At 50.0% G+C, this 12,703-nt stretch carries 13 protein-coding genes and 1 other RNA gene; 7 read left to right on the top strand and 7 right to left on the bottom strand.

Translation table 11 applies throughout. From position 1 onward, the window contains the following. The first annotated feature begins 60 nt into the window (after window positions 1-60). Genes rplM through TDIS_RS01255 form a run of 6 tightly spaced genes read left to right on the top strand, consistent with a single transcriptional unit; the run spans window position 61 to window position 6,358 of the window. Window positions 61-504 carry a 50S ribosomal protein L13 gene (gene rplM / locus TDIS_RS01280; RefSeq protein WP_068668475.1) on the top strand — a complete coding sequence of 148 codons (444 nt, stop codon included), beginning with the start codon at window positions 61-63 and terminating at the stop codon, window positions 502-504. A gap of 11 nt (window positions 505-515) precedes the next feature. Beyond that, window positions 516-917, top strand: a complete 402-nt coding sequence (gene rpsI / locus TDIS_RS01275; protein WP_068668474.1) for a 30S ribosomal protein S9 — start codon at window positions 516-518, stop codon at window positions 915-917. A gap of 24 nt (window positions 918-941) precedes the next feature. Beyond that, complete coding sequence (gene argC, locus TDIS_RS01270) at window positions 942-1,976, top strand: N-acetyl-gamma-glutamyl-phosphate reductase (protein ID WP_068668472.1); 1,035 nt, start codon at window positions 942-944, stop codon at window positions 1,974-1,976. Between the two features lies 1 nt (window position 1,977). Beyond that, window positions 1,978-2,769 (top strand): tRNA pseudouridine(38-40) synthase TruA, encoded by a 792-nt coding sequence (gene truA, locus TDIS_RS01265; protein WP_068668471.1) that lies wholly within the window; start codon window positions 1,978-1,980, stop codon window positions 2,767-2,769. Beyond that, window positions 2,766-3,962, top strand: a complete 1,197-nt coding sequence (locus tag TDIS_RS01260; protein ID WP_068668470.1) for a pyridoxal phosphate-dependent aminotransferase — start codon at window positions 2,766-2,768, stop codon at window positions 3,960-3,962. Before truA ends, TDIS_RS01260 begins: the two co-directional genes overlap by 4 nt. 53 nt (window positions 3,963-4,015) lie before the next feature. Next, a complete protein-coding gene (locus tag TDIS_RS01255; protein WP_068668469.1) occupies window positions 4,016-6,358 on the top strand; it encodes an EAL domain-containing protein in 2,343 nt (780 codons plus the stop codon). 74 nt (window positions 6,359-6,432) lie between these two features. On the opposite strand, the gene TDIS_RS01250 is transcribed toward TDIS_RS01255, so the two are convergent. Both TDIS_RS01250 and TDIS_RS01245 read right to left on the bottom strand, forming a co-directional pair. Beyond that, window positions 6,433-6,789: a hypothetical protein gene (locus TDIS_RS01250; protein ID WP_068668466.1), complete on the bottom strand. Its 357-nt coding sequence runs from the start codon at window positions 6,787-6,789 to the stop codon at window positions 6,433-6,435. A gap of 220 nt (window positions 6,790-7,009) precedes the next feature. Beyond that, the gene (locus TDIS_RS01245; RefSeq protein ID WP_084270887.1) at window positions 7,010-8,038 is read right to left on the bottom strand and encodes a sulfurtransferase; all 1,029 of its coding nucleotides are present in this window, start codon (window positions 8,036-8,038) and stop codon (window positions 7,010-7,012) included. 163 nt (window positions 8,039-8,201) lie between these two features. On the opposite strand from TDIS_RS01245, the gene TDIS_RS01240 reads away from it, so the two are divergent. Then, window positions 8,202-9,140: a LysR family transcriptional regulator gene (locus TDIS_RS01240; protein ID WP_068668461.1), complete on the top strand. Its 939-nt coding sequence runs from the start codon at window positions 8,202-8,204 to the stop codon at window positions 9,138-9,140. Between the two features lie 159 nt (window positions 9,141-9,299). On the opposite strand, the gene ssrA is transcribed toward TDIS_RS01240, so the two are convergent. From ssrA to TDIS_RS01215, 5 genes are all read right to left on the bottom strand, one after another. Continuing rightward, window positions 9,300-9,659, bottom strand: a transfer-messenger RNA (tmRNA) gene (gene ssrA / locus TDIS_RS01235). Next, a complete protein-coding gene (gene smpB, locus TDIS_RS01230) occupies window positions 9,659-10,114 on the bottom strand; it encodes an SsrA-binding protein SmpB (RefSeq protein ID WP_068668454.1) in 456 nt (151 codons plus the stop codon). The genes ssrA and smpB overlap by 1 nt, the downstream gene beginning before the upstream one ends. A gap of 6 nt (window positions 10,115-10,120) precedes the next feature. Further along, entirely contained in the window at window positions 10,121-10,378 is a 258-nt protein-coding gene (locus TDIS_RS01225; RefSeq protein WP_068668453.1) for a hypothetical protein, read from the bottom strand. A 59-nt stretch (window positions 10,379-10,437) separates the two neighbouring features. Next, the gene (gene yedF, locus TDIS_RS01220) at window positions 10,438-11,034 is read right to left on the bottom strand and encodes a sulfurtransferase-like selenium metabolism protein YedF (protein ID WP_068668452.1); all 597 of its coding nucleotides are present in this window, start codon (window positions 11,032-11,034) and stop codon (window positions 10,438-10,440) included. Window positions 11,035-11,182: 148 nt separating this feature from the next. Continuing rightward, window positions 11,183-12,691 carry a DegQ family serine endoprotease gene (locus tag TDIS_RS01215; RefSeq protein WP_068668451.1) on the bottom strand — a complete coding sequence of 503 codons (1,509 nt, stop codon included), beginning with the start codon at window positions 12,689-12,691 and terminating at the stop codon, window positions 11,183-11,185. Window positions 12,692-12,703: the final 12 nt, after the last annotated feature.

The raw sequence follows: 12,703 nt of genomic DNA, 5'->3' as shown, positions 1-12,703 counted from the left end.
AAATGGAAGGGAGCGTTTTTTAGTAAAAGGCCGTAATTCTTGTAAAAGGGGTTGAGAGCTATGGAGATTTTTACGCCGCAAACACCTATGCCACGAAAGGAGGAGGTCAAGCGCGAGTGGTATGTGGTAGATGCCGAGGGTAAAGTCCTCGGACGTCTAGCCAGTGAGATTGCCAAGCGGCTACGGGGTAAGCACCGTCCAGATTTTGCTCCTCATGTGGATGTGGGGGATTTCATAGTGGTCGTGAACGCCGAGAAAATCCGGCTTACTGGTAAAAAGTGGGATCAGAAGATCTACTGGCGGCACTCGGGCTACATGGGGGGGCTTAAACTTCGGACGGCTAGACAAATGCTTGAGCAAAAGCCAGAAGAAATCCTGCGTCTAGCAGTCAAACGTATGCTTCCTAAGAATCGTCTGGGCCACAAGCTTCTCAAAAAACTCAAGATCTATGTTGGGCCGGAGCATCCTCATCAGGCTCAGAATCCAAAACCCCTTGAAATCTAGGAGGATAGATCATGGCCGAAGCTAAAGAAAGATATTACGCTACCGGCAAAAGAAAAACGGCTATTGCTAGGGTCTGGCTGACTCCGGGCACTGGCAAGATCGTGGTTAACAAAAAGGATTTCGACGAGTATTTTTATGATCACATTGTAGCCCGTTACATCGTGGAGCAGCCCTTCCGTATAACGGGTCTTGAGGGTAAGTTTGATGTTTACTGTACGGTTATAGGCGGTGGCAAGAATGCTCAGGCAGAGGCCATCCGCCACGGTATCGCCAAGGCCCTGCTGGGCTATCATCCTGATCTTAGGCCCCCTCTTAAGAAAGCGGGGCTTCTTACCCGTGATGCCAGGGTCAAGGAGCGGAAGAAGTACGGGCTTCGCGGAGCCAGGCGCGGTCAACAGTACTCCAAACGATAAAGAAATTCTTCTGGAGGTTCGATCTTGGTACGGGTGGCCGTGGTGGGGGCCACAGGATATACGGGGCTTGAACTTCTGAGATTGGCCTCCGGCCACCCGAAGATGCAGGTCACCTGTGTTACCTCCCGTAGGGAAACAGGTAAGTCCCTTACGGAATACTGGGGCTTTGCCCCGCTACCTTACGAGCTTGAGCTTTCTTCCCCAGAGCCGTCGGCTATCGCTGAAGAGGCTGAAGTGGCCTTTCTTTGCGTCCCCCACGGGACGGCTCAAGAAATGGCCAAGGAACTGGTTTCCCGAGGCCTGAAGGTAATTGATCTTTCCGCGGATTTTAGGCTTGCTGATCCTTCGGTATATGAAGCCTGGTACGGGGTCTCTCATCGGTTTCCGGAACTCCTACGGGAAGCCGTTTACGGTCTTTCGGAAATCTACGCCGAAAGGATCTCTAAATCTAGGCTCATTGCTAATCCCGGCTGTTATCCCACGGCGGCTCTTTTGCCGTTAGTACCTCTTTTAAATCGGAAACTTATTGAGCCTAGAGACATCCTTATCGATGCTAAGAGTGGAGTCTCCGGGGCGGGGCGCAAGGCGGAGGTGGCCCTGGCCTTTTGTGAAGTCAATGAGGATTTTCGGGCCTATAAAGTGGCTTCTCACCGCCATACCCCGGAGATTGAGGCTGAGCTCTCCAGGGCTGCAGGCGGAGAGGTTAAGGTGCTCTTTACTCCTCATCTGACCCCTATGGAGCGTGGGATCTTTGCCACCATCTATGTCCACCCTCTGGCCTCGGAAAAAGAAATCTATGAGGCTCTACGAGATTTTTATGCCGAAAAGCCCTTTGTGGAGGTATTATCTCCGGGTAGGATCCCGCGGGTGGCCGAGGTCCGTGGGACGAATCGATGCCGTATCGGCCTTAAACTTGACCCTCGGACCGGCCGTCTTATTTTGCTTTCTGTAATTGATAACCTGGTCAAGGGAGCCAGCGGCCAGGCTATCCAAAACATGAATCTCATGATGGGGTGGCCAGAAGACCTCGGGCTTCCGAAAAGTCCGGTCTTTCCCTGAAATGCGAAATATCAAGCTCACCATCGCCTACGACGGTACAAATTATCTCGGTTGGCAAAAGCAGAAGCAGGGGCCGACGGTCCAAGGCATCCTGGAGGATGTCCTGCGTCGTATCCTAGGGCACAAGATCAAGCTTCGGGCTGCCGGGCGTACGGACGCTGGGGTGCACGCCCTGGCGCAGGTAGCCCACTTCCACACCACCAGCAAACGGGATCTTGAAACTATTTTCCGGGCGGTCAATGCCTTGCTCCCCAAAGACATCGCCGTCCTCCGAGTGGAGGAGATGGATTTCAAGTTCCATTCTCAGTATCACGCCCTGCGGAAGACCTATTTTTACCAGATCTACAACCATCCCATCCGCAATCCGGTCTTGAGGCTTTATTCCTGGTGGGTGCCGGAGCCTCTGGACCTTTCTGCCATGCGGGCCTGTTTACCCTATCTTATAGGGGAAAAGGACTTCGCTAGTTTCCGCAAATCCGGAACGGATCTGAAATCCACTATACGTACGGTCTATGAGGCCCAGATCAAACGGGCGGTGGGCATGGCCCATGTCATACGGTTTGAGATTACCGGTCGGGGATTTATGAGGTATATGGTACGGAACATTGTAGGGGCCCTGGTGGAGGTCGGCCTTGGCCGTCTCTCCCCAGAGGACTTCAAGGCCATTCTGGAGGCCCGAGATCGTTCTGTGGCTCCGCCTCCGGCCCCACCCCAAGGGCTCTTCCTGAAAGGGATTTATTACGGTAAAAAATGGAGAGCAAAGGATTATGCCCCCAAAGGAGTCAGGCCATGAAACTTTCGGAGAGGATCAGGCGGCTTAAACCCTCGGCTACGCTGGCGGTGGACGCCAAGGCCAAGGCTATGCGGGCCAAAGGGATAGATGTCATCAATCTCTCGGCCGGAGAACCGGATTTTGATACTCCGGAACATATCCGCAAGGCCGCCAAAGAGGCCCTCGATCGCGGTTTTACCCGTTATCTTCCGGCGGTGGGGCTCCCTGAACTCCGGGAGGCGGTCTGTTTTCGTCTCAAGGAAGACTATGGGCTGGATTACCGGCCGGAGGAAGTGGTTATCACCTGCGGGGCTAAACAGGCCATTTACAACCTGGCTCAGGCCCTGCTTGATCTCGGAGACGAGGTTCTGATCCTTTCCCCTTACTGGGTTTCCTATCCTCCTATTGTAGAGCTTGCCGGCGGAGTGCCGGTGATTGTGCCTTCAGGGCCGGAGGCAAACTTTGAGCCTGATCTTTCGGAGGTCGAGGCCCGTATCACGGAAAGAACTCGGGGGATTATCCTCAACAGTCCTTCAAACCCCACGGGTTGTATATATTCCCGCGATTTTCTTTCCGGAGTGGCTGATATTGTTAAGAGACATGGGCTCTGGGTAATAAGCGACGACATCTATGATCGCTTGCGATTTGATGGAAAGCCTCCGGAGAACATCCTTTCGGTGGCTCCAGACCTTAGGGGACAGGTTATCTTGGTAAACGGGGTTTCCAAGGCTTATGCTATGACCGGATGGCGTATAGGCTGGGCCGTAGGACCGGAGGAAATTATTAAGGCTTTAGCCAAACTCCAGGGGCAGAGCACCTCAAACGCCACGGCCTTTGCCCAGAAGGCCGCGGTGGCGGCCTTGACCGGCCCTCAGGACTGTGTAGCGGAAATGCGCCGGGCCTTTGCCGAACGGGCGGAGTTTCTTTTCCGGAGTCTTTCGGAGATTGGGGGCCTCAAACCGGTTCGCCCCCAGGGAACTTTCTATCTTTTCTGCGATTTTTCGTCCTATTATGGACGTAAAACTCCGACGGGCCAGACCATAAAAGATTCGGTGAGCCTTGCGGAATATCTCCTTGAAGAGGGACGAGTGGCTACCGTTCCGGGGGTGGCCTTCGGCGATGATCGCTTCCTGCGTCTTTCCTTCGCCCAGGGTCTAGAGACTTTAAAAGAGGCCGTGCAGCGTCTTAAAGCTTCCCTTTCAAGGTTGACTTGATTTTTCTCCTTGCGCGAAACATTTTTATACCTTAAATTTAGACAAACTTTGTTATGTTATCTAAATTGTTCTCTGATAGTCGCCTGTTCTTTAAGTTGGGGCCAGATGAAAAAGAGCTCTTAGCTACTCTTTCGGCTCTGGTGGAAGCCTTTCCGAATTCCTCTCTCGAAAGATTCTATACACATATTCTTGAGTTCGAAGAAGGCTTTCAGATTTTAGGCCCTATTTTATCTCAAAAAGAGGCCTTTGAACGCTATAAGGATTCTTTGCGTTCTTTTTGGATAAAATTTTTTCTTGAACCTTTCTCGGAAGATGTGTTTCAGTATGCCTTTAAGATAGGAACTGTCCATGCCGAAAAAGGGGTCAGTCCTCCCCTGTTCTTGAAGGCTCTCTTTAGGTTTTGGTCTCTTTTCCGGGAACATATATGGAATCGGATAGAAGATCAGGCCCTTCAGAAAAGTCTTATCCAGCTTGCGGTTAAGCTACTCTTCTATCTGGTGAGTGTTGTCTTAGCGGCCTATTTCAAGCGTTTGGATCAAGATCTTGAAGAAGCCTATGCCGAGATTGCAAGGCTGAATCGTATTTATGTGCTCTTGCGAGAAATAAATCTTCTTATTTTTGAGGAAAAGGTTTCTTCAGAAAAGCTTTTTAAAGAGGCTTGTAAGATCCTTGTGAGGGATGGTGGGTTTGCCCTGGCTTGGATCGGTCTTATTGAACCTAAAACCAAAGAGGTCAAGCCGCTTGCAGCGGCTGGTAAAACAGACTATTTGAACGATTTTTATGCCTCTATTGATCCCGCCATTGCCGAGGGCCGTGGCCCTTGCGGAGAGGCTCTCCGGACTGGAAGACCGGTGGTCGTCCAGGATACGGAGGAGGATTCAAGGTTTATACCTTGGAGGGAGAGAGCCCGGCAATACGGCCTGCGTTCGGCGGTGGCGCTACCCCTGGTTCTGGGAAACGAGGTCAAAGGAGTTCTTCTTCTTTATCATCCTAAACCGCAATACTTTACTTCGAAGGAGGCCCAACTTCTCCTTGAAATTTCCCGGGATCTTTCTTTGGGCTGGGCGCATATTGAAAAGAGCCGAGAGCTTGAGCGGGTACTTTTTACAGATGAGCTTACCGGGCTCGGGAACGAACGATATCTTATCGATACCTTAGAACACGAATTTGAAGTAGCGAAAAAACAGAAACAAAGGTTAGCTCTAGTCCGACTTGACATAGACGAGTTTTCTTTGCTTACCCATAGTTTGGGGCGAGCCGCGGGGGACGAGGTCCTCAAAGAAGTTGGACAGCGTCTAGTACGCTTAGTAGGGAGTCGGGGCACGGTGGTCCGAAGCGGAGCCGACGAATTTTCTTGTTCTTATTTATTTGAAAATAATTCCGAGATTGGAAGCTTTATGGGAAGGATTAAAAATGCCCTTTCTCTTCCTGTCTATACGGCCGAAAGTGTGATTCGGGTGAGTGCTAGTATGGGATTAGCATTCTTCCCGGAAGACGCCTCTTCTCCCAGAGGACTTCTGGAGGCAGCTTCGGTAGCCCTCAGGAGGGCCAAAAAACAGGCCCCTGGAGGAGTGGCTTTCTATTCCGAAAAGGAGGCCCGGGAAGTCCTTTCCCGCTGGCGTCTTACTGAGGAACTTGAGCGGGCTTGCGAACAGAAAGAATTTGTTCTTTTCTTTCAACCCCGGGTGGATCTCTTTAACCGAAGGATTTCATCTTTCGAGGCCCTCCTACGCTGGAGGCATCCCCAAAAAGGAATAATTTCGCCTGGTAAATTTATTTCCGTATTAGAAGACACCGGACTCATTACTAAAGTCGGCCGATGGGTAGTCAAAGAGAGCGCCCTCTTTCTTAAAAAGTTACTTCCCAAACATTCAGAAATTAGCATATCTTTCAATGTTTCCATGAAACAATTTCAGGATAATCATTTGCTAAAAGTCCTAGAGGAGACCTTACGGGAGGTATCCATTCCGCCGGAATGGCTAGAAGTGGAGATTACCGAAAGCTTGTTCTTTGAAGCCGGTGCCCAGGCCTCGGAAATTCTAAAGAATATAAACAATTTGGGGCTAAAGATAGCCATTGACGATTTCGGGACCGGCTATTCTTCATTTGCATATCTCAAAAAGATTCCGGCCGAAAGCCTCAAGATAGATTATTCCTTTGTTAAAGGAATTCCTGAAGATCGGGAGGACGCTAGCGTGGTGATGGCTATCGTGGCCATGGCCCGCAACCTCGGTAAGAAGATCGTTGCCGAAGGCGTAGAGAGACGGGAACAACTGGCCTTTCTGATGGGCCTGGGGGTGGACGAAGTGCAGGGCTATTACTTTGCCCGTCCCATGCCGGGCGATCAGGCCTTGAGCTTTTTAGAAAGCTTTAATCCTGACAGGTTTTTTAGATAGCCAAACTTATGAACCCAGCGTGAATCTTATCTTAGGCCGGATATCGGCAGGATTACCCTTTGGAACCAAGATGCTCAGACCGTTTTCGGCGTAAAGATGGTAGCTGTTGATGAGGCCCTCCTCAAGGAGGCCTCCATTTCTTCACGGCCGGCGGTGAAAATACCAGGTGGGGTGCTGATTATAAGCTCGCCAATTCGCAGGGTCCCATGTCTTATCTGGTGGGCTAAGATGCCCGGAGGCAGAGTCTCGTAAAAGATATTCTTGATATCCGGATGTTCTTGTCGAAAAGCCGCTAAAAGCTCCTCAATAACCATCCATTGGTTGCCATTGAAAAACAATACCAGATCGGGATGACAAGGATCTCCGTGGAGATCACACACATGATCCACCGGTGACACGGAAAACTCAACAATGTTTTGGTTAGAACTCATTGATGGTACCTCCTAACTCTCCCCTTTTTGTCATAGCCCAAATTACTCTTCGCTCGGTCTTTTAATGACCATGATCTCTGCTCAATTGTTTTGTCAGGGGGCTTACGCCCCCTGAAACCTCCTGCGGTGCCTTTCGGTTCAGCCTTGGTATTTTCCGATTTTCCTTTAACTTACCGCCTGGGATCAGCTATTCGGCTCAATCTCAAACATATCAACGGGTTTAGTGGATGCTTTTCTCGGACCTCAATTTGTGCTCTAATTGAGCTGGGCATTGAGCAAGTAATCTCTTTGGCTTCAACTCTCTCGCCTTCTCGATAGGCAGGTTTGTCTTTGCATACTGAACCATAGACCCATCGTAGATTTTGACCGTCCTCTTGTGCAAGACATAACGAGCTACAAACCAGAGGCCGGAAGCGAGATGGCCGGTATTGCAATAGCTGATCCAGACGGGGGGCCTGTCTAGCGTTAGTCCATAAATTTTCAGAATGGCCTTAATCTCTTCCGGAGATTTTAGGATATAGTAATCTTTTATTTTTTTTGTAAACAGAGAGGCTGGAAGATCTATTGCTCCCGGAATATGACCATGTCGATAGAGTCGCGGGTCTTGGTCCCTTCCTTCGTAGTATTTTATAGGACGTGCATCCACCAAGATTCCCTGACGTTTCTTGCATAGGATTTCTTCCACAGTCACCAGATCACAGAAAATAGATCGATCAGGGTGCTTGATTTTAAAATTGGTCTTTTTCACCGAGACGGGGCCTTCCGCAAGGGGCCGACCTTCTGCTTCCCACTTGGCTAGCCCTCCGTCCATGAAATAGGTGTCCTTAATTCCCACATAATTTAAAATAGCCAGCACACGGGCGGCATCAACGTAGTCTTTTGGAGTTTCTCCCTGAGCATAGACGATCACGCGAGAATTCTCGGATAAACCAGCCTGGGATATCTTCTCCTCTAGTTCTCTGTCTGAGAGGAGTATCCCCGGAACTCCGTATCTTTTCGTGGTCAACATATGATTATTCAATCGCACTGCCCCCGGCAGGTGTTCCTCTAAATAATCTTCTTCCGGTATATTTCGGGCATCAATGATGACCACTTTTCCCTTTTTAAGGGCTTCTTCAACCTGGGCAGTAGACCATATTCTAAATGCGCCCTTAACCTCATTACGTGAGACCTTGCCCATACAATGAGAAACCGTTAATATGCTCCATAAGGAGCAAATCCACAGGATTTTTATAGTCTTGGTCAACATTTTTCCTCCCCATTCCTATTTCTGGGGTGCCGGCTACCCCGTAAATCCTAAAGCCCGAAAACTCTAGTAATATCTATGGAAAGTATAGGCTTCTATATTATAAAAGTCCAATTTATATTTTTTAAAATTTAAATAAATTATATTGATAAAGGAAAAAGAAAAAATGACCATTACCCTTAGGCAGTTAGAGATCTTTCTGGCGGTCGCTGAGACGGGTCATGTCTCTAAGGCCAGCCAGCGGCTGTTTCTGAGTCAGCCTGCTGTCAGTATGGCCATATCAGAGCTGGAAAATCAGTTAGGGACTCCTCTTTTTGATCGAATCGGACGGCGGCTAGTTCTCAATGATCGGGGGCGGCTTCTGCTCTCCCACGCTAGGGAAATCCTGCGTCAGGTTGAAAATGTGGAGACATTGTTGGCAGAGAGGGGAGATTCTATAACAGGGGATCTGAGGGTGGGGGCCAGCACCACCATAGGTAGCTATTTGCTGCCCTATTTAATAGGGGCCTTTGTAGATAGGTATCCCGGTGTTACGATCAATCTTAGTATTGGCAATACAGAGCAAATTGAGTCTGGAATATTATCGGGAGCCTTTGATGTGGGGTTTATTGAGGGCTATACTCACCATGAAGAGATAAAGGCTCTGCCCTGGCTCGATGATGAACTAGTGATCATTGCTAGCCCACGTCACCCCTTATCCCAAAAGGAGGAACTAACTCCATCTGATCTGGAAAAAGCTAAGTGGATAGTGCGCGAGAAGGGCTCTGGTACTGAAGAAATTTTTGAGGCCGAGATTTCTAAACATGTGAGACAGTTTAACGTCTTATTAAGACTGGGGCATACAGAGGCCATCAAGAAGACCGTAGAGTCGGGCTTGGGTATAGCTTGCCTTTCTTTCCTAGCCGTAAGACGAGAAATTGAACAAGGCTGGCTAGTTCGACTGTCAGTCCCCTTTCTCCAGTTACATCGAAAGTTTCTGATAGTGATCCATTCTAAAAAGATTCAGACCAACCTTTTGTCAAAATTTTTGACATTTTGTGAGGAATGGAAACGAGGACAATCCCCTGCCCCCCATAGTGCTTCGTCGAGCGTGTCTGAGGATTAAGAGGATTTCCTTAAGCCCCTGAGCGCCCAAAAACACCTTGTAAAGGGCTTCAGGTTTACCTTGAGAAAGTTTGATTTATCAACGATTCTCTGGAAGGTGACCTAAAGGTACCCCAATCCGATTTGGGTGTTCATAACTCCGTAAGAAATTACCAAAAACTGGTGGAGGCGGCGGGAATCGAACCCGCGTCCGGAGGTGCTTCAGCCTAAACTTCTACGTGCGTAGCCCGGGTAGTCGATCTCGACGAGGAGAAAGACCCGGGCGCTTCCTCCTCGCCCAGCCTGCTGGACTCTCGATGGAAGGGAGGCAGGCACTCCCTTCCATCCAGCCCGCTAACCCGGCGCTCCGGAGGCCCCGCGGGCCGAAGGCTCATCCGGAGCGGGCGGCTCTATTTTTTAGGCCGCCAGAGCGTAAGCGTATTCGTCGGCACTTGTGTTTTTCCCACCTTTTTTACGAGGCGGTGGGGACCTCGGCACGCCGTTTAGGCCTACACACCCCCGTCGAGCCCTCTTCGCCCCCTACTTGATCTTGCCTTTGAAACGTCGCCTAAGCTCACGCTCTTCTTCCCGGCGCTTAATGGTCTCGCGCCGGTCATAGAGCTTTTTACCCTTGGCTAAGGCTAGTTCTACTTTAGCCCAGCCGTCTTTAAAGTAGATCCGTAAGGGCACGAGGGTATACCCCCGCTCGGCCACTTTACCGGCCAAGCGGTTAATCTCGGCCTTTTTCAAAAGTAGCTTGCGCGTTCTCCTCGGATCTAAAAGAGCAGCCTCTCTAGAATAAGGATAAGGACTAATGTGGAGGTTGTAAAGATACACCTCCCCGTTTACCACCCGGGCGAAACTGTCCGCGAGATTGGCCCGCCCCATCCGCAAACTCTTTACTTCCGGCCCCAGAAGGACCAGACCGGCCTCGTAGGTTTCTTCGATGTCATAAAGGAAACGGGCCTTTTTGTTGGTAGCGACGGTCTTTTCCATGGTCTCTTAGTGTAGAAAGATGTTATAAGTCGCGTGTATCAGAGCTACTACAAGAGTCAAATAAGCCAGGAGATGATGAACCTTTCGTGAAACCCGGCGCTTTAAAAAAAGGTGCCCCGCTAGGGCCGTACTAAAGAGTAAGCCTAGAAGTACCAGGCCAGAGATAAGGGCAAAGCTTCCCCCTTTCTCTTCCTGGGAGCCACCGGCCAGGGCCAAAGAGGCCCAAAAGAGGAATGTCCAAATCAAAGCGAGATTTCTAAACATATTACAGTCCTTTCAAGATTTACTAAAATATAACGGTTTTTGGATAAAAAGGCTAGGCCTTAAGGACGAATAACTACCGTAGCCCGCATTAGATGGGATAATATTTCGTACATATTGCTAGCCCGGCCCACCCGAAGTTTGTCCTCGAGGCCATAATGCGAAAGACAAGTCCAGCAGGAAAGGATCTCTACCCCATAATCCTCGAGGATCTTTAGATCCTCAAGGACCGGAGAGGGCTCAGTGGTGAGGAAGACCCCTCGGTTATAGAAAATGAGGCTCTGCGGCAGAGGAGATATCTCTTTAAGGGTTTTGATGAAATTTACTGCAAGCTTACGGCCTAGCTCCTCGTCGCCTTCTCCCATACGGTCCGAGGGAAAAACTATTACCCGAAAGACACCCTCCGGACGTTCGCAGGTAATCTCACTTACAGGATGTCCTGAACCTTTTTTGGTAATCTTTATGACAAAGTCTTGTCCTTTTTCGATGACCTCCACCGCGTGTCCCTGGGTTTCAGCAAAACGGGAGACATTCTTGACCGCGGCTTCGTTATCCACCAATACTTGGAGGATTTGCCCATCCGACAGTTCTTCCAGGGCCTCTTTGGTCTTGATGACCGGTTGGGGACAGGCAAGCCCGCGACAGTCGATCTCTCGCATGCCTTTTCTCCCTACGGTATTCAATTTGAGAATAAAGGAGGCCTTTCAGAGAGGCAAATGGGAAATGTTGATAGCGACGCCTGATAAAGATCGAAAAACTCGATAAAAAGGGGCGGGGGTTTGAGCCCCGCCCCAGGAATAGAAGGGATTATCTCAAAGAAAGGACCACGAAGCGCCGGAAGCGTTGATCCCTTACGAGAAGTAACACCCGTCCGGTTTTCTTGGAAAGGGCCAGGGCTTCATAGAAATCCGTAAGGCTTTTGACTGGTTTACGGTTTACCTCTTCTATGAGCAGCCCCGGACGGAGGTCAGCCATGGCCGCTGGGCTTCCCGGAGCTACCGCTGAAATGATCACCCCGTGCCTGACAGCATAACCGAGTTCTTTGGCTATCTCCGGAGTCAGGGCTTCCACTTTAAAGCCCAATTTTTCAAGAAGATCGCTTATTTCCGGAGAAGCACTCGAAAGACGGGCTTCCTTGGGATATTCGCCAATAGTAACCTTCAGGACTAGAGATTTGCCATCCCTTATCACTTCTAGGTCTACCTTGGTTCCGGGACGAGTCAGACCTACAAAAGTTCGAAGTTCGGAGGCATTTTTTACGGGTTTGCCGTTGTATTTGACGATCACATCCCCTTGCTTGAGGCCCGCTTTGTCTGCTGGAGAGTCTTTGAGGACTTCAGCCACCAGGGCTCCTTCGGTCTTCTTCAATCCGAACTCCTCGGCTAGTGCCGGGGTGAGATCTTGAATCACCACTCCTAACCAGCCCCGGATGACCTTGCCTTGTTTGACCAGCTGCTGGGCTACCAGCTTTACTATATTAATAGGGATGGCGAAGCCGATACCCATGTAGCCCCCGGAACGAGTAAAAATGGCGGTATTCATCCCGATGACCTCCCCCCGAAGATTGAGGAGCGGCCCTCCAGAGTTTCCGGGGTTGATGGCGGCGTCGGTCTGGATGAAGTCCTCGTAATCGGTGATCCCGAGACCACTTCGGCCTTTAGCACTTACCACTCCCACGGTTACGGTGTGGCTGAGACCAAAAGGATTTCCGATAGCGATCACCCATTCCCCCACCTCGATTTTGTCCGAATCGCCAAGAGGTACGGTAGGAAGATTCTTGGCCTTAACCTTAAGGACAGCCACATCCGATTGGGGATCTCGCCCCACTATTTTGGCCTTAAAGGCCCGGCCATCAGCCAGTTTGACTGTGACCTTATCGGCACCTTCTACCACATGATTGTTGGTAAATATCAGGCCATCCGAACTCACAATGAAGCCGGAGCCGGCACCACGTTGCTTAAATTTCTGCGGAAGCTGAGGGAAGAAACGTCTCATGAAATCGTCGCCAAAGAAATCGAAAGGAAAGGGACCGAAAGGAAAAGGATGAGGCCCAGGGGATTTTCGGATGACCGTTTTTTCTACTTCAATGAAGACCACTGCTGGGGCGGCCTTTTCTACCACCGCAGCAAAAGCCCGAGAGAGACTTTGAGCCACAGCCATATCTTTAGAAGAGACCCCTTTGGCAGGACTTTTCTGAGGTGTTACCTTTGTGACCTTAAAAAGGCTGTCCCACACTCCGGGGTCGGCCCAAGCTGGAAGACTTCCTATTAGAAGGAGCCATACCACTAAAAGTGCATAGCCTTTAACAAATCTCATTTATAACCCTCC

The organism is Thermosulfurimonas dismutans, from assembly GCF_001652585.1.
Classification (GTDB): Bacteria; Desulfobacterota; Thermodesulfobacteria; order Thermodesulfobacteriales; family Thermodesulfobacteriaceae; genus Thermosulfurimonas; species Thermosulfurimonas dismutans.
The sequence above is the reverse complement of the archived record's forward strand: the minus strand, read 5'-3'. Positions and strand labels throughout refer to the sequence as shown.